Annotated in this window: 4 protein-coding genes and 1 pseudogene; all 5 read right to left on the minus strand. The window is 42.3% G+C overall.

Annotated elements, in window-relative coordinates; all coding sequences use genetic code 11:
- A pseudogene (locus RI557_RS11385) lies at positions 1-285 on the minus strand (hypothetical protein); the annotation flags it as partial.
- 11 nt (positions 286-296) lie between these two features.
- Positions 297-785: a rhodanese-like domain-containing protein gene (locus RI557_RS11390; protein ID WP_310668672.1), complete on the minus strand. Its 489-nt coding sequence runs from the start codon at positions 783-785 to the stop codon at positions 297-299.
- Positions 758-1063 carry a metalloregulator ArsR/SmtB family transcription factor gene (locus RI557_RS11395; RefSeq protein ID WP_310683875.1) on the minus strand — a complete coding sequence of 102 codons (306 nt, stop codon included), beginning with the start codon at positions 1061-1063 and terminating at the stop codon, positions 758-760. The genes RI557_RS11390 and RI557_RS11395 overlap by 28 nt, the downstream gene beginning before the upstream one ends.
- 54 nt (positions 1064-1117) lie before the next feature.
- Positions 1118-2011, minus strand: a complete 894-nt coding sequence (locus RI557_RS11400) for a type IX secretion system membrane protein PorP/SprF (protein WP_310668674.1) — start codon at positions 2009-2011, stop codon at positions 1118-1120.
- 5 nt (positions 2012-2016) lie between these two features.
- The coding region (locus RI557_RS11405; protein ID WP_310683877.1) for a gliding motility-associated C-terminal domain-containing protein at positions 2017-4399 on the minus strand (2383 nt) is incomplete at its 5' end.

Here is a 4399-nt window from a genome sequence, read left to right on the forward strand (position 1 = left end):
CTTATTGGAAATTGAATCTGTAAGGGGATATGCATTTACATTACAGTATTTCACAGCCTCTTCAATTCCGCCTCTACCCATTGCGGCTTGTAATTGCCCCATCAATGTTTTACCGGTAAACATCGAGATTGAGTCACCTCGTTGGATTATTTTAGCAGTGTCAATAGCGGTAACTTGTTGTTCTTTTTTCGACTGATTCTTTTTAGATGAGTCCTTTTTATGGTTCTGACCATTACAGGATAAAAGAAGTAGCGCAAATACTGCAATAATTGAAATGTTCTTCATGGCATAAATTATTATGAGGGATCAGAAATAGGTAAGTCTTCTTTTTTCCAGCTTGAAAAACCATTTTCCAGATTATAAACTTTTTCGAAGCCCATTTCTTTCATGATGCTTGCAGCTTTTGAACTTCTTCCTCCAGAGTGACAATAGATATAAACAGGCTCTTCCTTATTAAACGATTTGAGGTTTTCCTTAAAGTCATCTCCATAGAAATCATTCAGAACCGGGTCTCCAATGACTCCTTTGTCTGTCTCCATTTTTGTGCGAACATCTATCAGTTGCACATTATCGTTATTGATCTTGTCCTGAAATTCTTTTGTTCCTATATCAACAATTATTTTCTCAGTTGACTTTTCACTATTTACTGTTTCTTTTTGATTATCAGCTTTGTCTTTATCTGAAGCACTTTGGCCTGAGCAGCCTGTAAAAGCGATAGATAATGCAGCAGTGAAAATTCCTGTAATGAATGTACTTTTTAACATGAGTGACATGATTCTATGCATGAAATAAGATCTTTAATTTGCGGATGTGCCAGATGGTAAAAAGAGTGCTTACCCTTTCTTTCACAATTCAACACACCATTCTGTTTTAAGATTTTGAGTTGCTGGGAAGCTACAGCCTGTTCAACTCCAATTTGCTGGTGAATGTCGCTTACACATAACTCATCATTTCCGGTTAGCAATTCAACGATTTGAAGCCTTAGGGGATGAGCAATTGCTTTGAGCATGTGAACAGCCTTATCAATTTTTTCGGTTTTGGATTCTACATCAACAACTTCCATAACAACATTTCATATAATCTAATCACTATACGTTAATCACACACAATAAGTTTATTAATCTCTCTCCTTAAACCTAATACCCAGCATTAACTCATGAGATCCTGTTGTGTATGGATTGATGTCTGATGTTGGAATATCATAAGAGTAACCAAACCTGAGGTTGTTTTGAAAATCTACCCCTAACATTACACCCACTGCATCGTCCATTCGGTATGAAAAACCGGCCCAAATGAAATCGTCATAAATCACTCTAAGCGTTGCATCAAATTGAACAGGAAGCGGATCAATGTATTTCACAAAAACGCTCGGTTGTAAAACTAACTCATCAAGCATTTGGTAATTGTAACCGGCATTGAAGAAATAGTGTCTCGATAAACGAGCCTGAGTTTGAGTATAATCATCAAAGAACTTGAGTTTGTTCCCGATTATTTGCGGAGCACTAATTCCTACCCAAAACTCTTTAGCGTAAAGATGAAACCCAACTCCTGCATCTGGTACCCATGTAGATTGTGTACCTCTTGAGAATGCCGGGTCTTCAGTATCCTTGGTTTGAATAGCTGATCCATCGATAAGCCACCTGGTTGCACCAAAGTTAAGCCCCATTCCAAGTTTTATATCATCAGCTACCTGAAGGTGGTAAGCGTAAGAGCCAGCAAAACCAGTCCTGCGCGTGTGACCGGCAATATCAGAGAAAAAGTAACCACCTAATCCCATGTTGTAATCGCTAAACGGACCGTTTGCGCTCAAAATATAAGTTCTTGGGGCGTCCTGAATTCCCACCCACTGGTAACGATTATTCGACTGTCCAATCCATGCATCTTTTGTACCGGTAACTCCCGGATTGATGATGAAATCATTCAGGAAGTACTGGGTGAACTGAGGGAGCTGCTGAGCCGTTACGGTCAGAGCCCCAAAAATCACACCTATTGTCAATATATATCTTTTCATAGCGATTATCTCATTATGGTTACAGGTCCGGTAATTGGTTCAGTAAAGTCTTCAGTGCCGAGGTCGATTACGTAATAGTAAGATCCTACCGGTAAGTCATTACCGTTGTAAGTTCCGTCCCACGGCTCATCGTATCCTTCACTTTCAAACACTACCTGACCCCAGCGGTTGAATATTTTCACGTTGCAGTCTCTGTATTCACTTAAGAAGTCGAGCTCCCAAACATCGTTTTTGCCATCTCCGTTTGGAGAGAAGCCATCAGGGAAATCAAACGCGTTTGTAACTGTCACTCTAATGAAATCCCATGTTTCACAGCCGTAAATATTCGTCACTTTTAAGCTGTAAGTAGATGTCTGCTCTGGACGAACATAAGGATTCGCAATATCAAAACCACTCAGGTCTGCCTGATCAGGACCCCATTCGTAGGTACTTCCTGCTTCGTTTGAGGTTGGATTACCACCCAATCTAATTCTCGCCCCGGCAACAACTGTAGTATCATTTCCGGCATCGGCAACCGGCACGCCTCGTGATCTGACTATAGCCGTATCAACCCTGGCGCAACCATTGCTGGAAGCAGTTACTAATCTTCTTTCTATTCGTTCTTCGTGAATAACAGTTGTCGTTCTACCGGTATCAATTGTTTGACCGGCATTGTTTTGCCATTCGTATGTGATCGGATAATCACTCGATGCATTAGCATAAACTTCAACTGTATCTCCAAGTCCGCAAAGAGTTGTGTCAAGTGCAGATACTGACAGTCTCGTTTGAGTTTCTACCTGAATTGTATCGAACACCACGCAGTCACCTTCATCAGATACTCTTAGCGTGTACTCACCAGGTAGCAGATTATCAATATCAGCAGTGTCACCTGAGTACCCGGGTCCATTCCAGTTGATTGTATAGTCTGGATTACCGCCTGATATCGTAATATCAACCGAACCATTATTACTGTTCCAGCATTGCGCATCGATTACAGTATCAACTGTTACATCCAGAGCCGGCACGTCAACAACCTGTCCAACAGCTATTGCTTCGCAACCATTGTTTCCGGTTGCTGTCACAGAGTATGTACCAGCGCAAAGCCCCGCAAGAACATTAGAATCAGGAGTTCCTGCATTAGACCAATTATACGATATCGGCATGTCACCTCCTGTTACGATAGCTTCAATCTCACCTTCGCAAACCGTAAGTGCATTACAGTTGCTATTATTGAGAATATCGAGCTCAATTTCGAGGTTTCCTTTTGTTCCAACAGAGCCGGTATCAGCAGCGACACAGCCATTGGTTGTATCAGTAACCACAACACCGTAGTTGCCCGGGCAAAGTCCTGCTATCATCTCAGTTGTTTCATTGTTGCTCCACATCACTTCATAGTCAGATCCGGCAACAGTGACCTCAGCACTACCTGTGCAATCTCCGTTACATGAAGCATCCTGAGTAGCAACACTGATTGAAGGTGAAGTAGGATTGCTCAAAGGAATAGTCTCAGTGAGCGTACATCCGTTGGCATCTGAAACAGTGATTTCGTACAGACCTGCTGAAATGCTGTTGTAAACGCTATCAGCCGGGCCACCATTCCACTGATAATTCAGTGAGCCAACTCCGCCACTCGCAATCACTTCAATTGACCCATTGTTCTGACCACAATCTGGTGTAGCTGTAATTACATTATCGAGTTCAATTTCAGCCGGAGCTTCAATCGTAACGCTATCCACTGCTACACAGCCGCCTGTTTCATCAGTCACCTGAACACCATAAGTTCCGGGGCAAAGATCAGTTAGCGTATTGAGCGTATCATTCACATCAGTAGTCCACTGAATACTGTAAGGACCTGTTCCCGGTGGAGGGCCAATATTCACAAACGCCTGTCCATTGCATTCATCAAAGCAAGTCACATCAACTTTTGAAACTGTAATGCCAAAGCTTCCTGTGTTTGGAACAGGAACAATTTGAGATACTGAGCAACCTGTTGTATCAGCAACTTCAACCGTGTAAGTTCCTCCGGCAACATTGATAATTGGATTCACAGTATCTACTCCATTAATAAGGTAGGTAAGAGTTCCTTCACCTCCATGAGCAAACACTTCAATAACTCCGTTTGAGTCTCCGCAAGCTGTTGGCGTTGTCATGATACTATCAATGATTATTTCAGCAGGCTCAGTCAGCGTTACCGACTCAATCGCCAAACATCCAGATCCATCATCAACAGTTACAGTGTAAGTTCCGGGGCAAAGACCAGATTGGGTAGCTCCGCTCGATCCATTACTCCACGAGTAAGAATAACCTGAACCATTTACAACTGATGCCGTCACAGTTCCGTCACAAGCTCCGTTACAACTGATGTCCTGAGACAACATTGTTACATCAGGAGCTCCGATGTTGCCTACA

The organism is Salibacter sp. (assembly GCF_031581065.1).
Lineage (GTDB): Bacteria > Bacteroidota > Bacteroidia > Flavobacteriales_G > Salibacteraceae > Salibacter.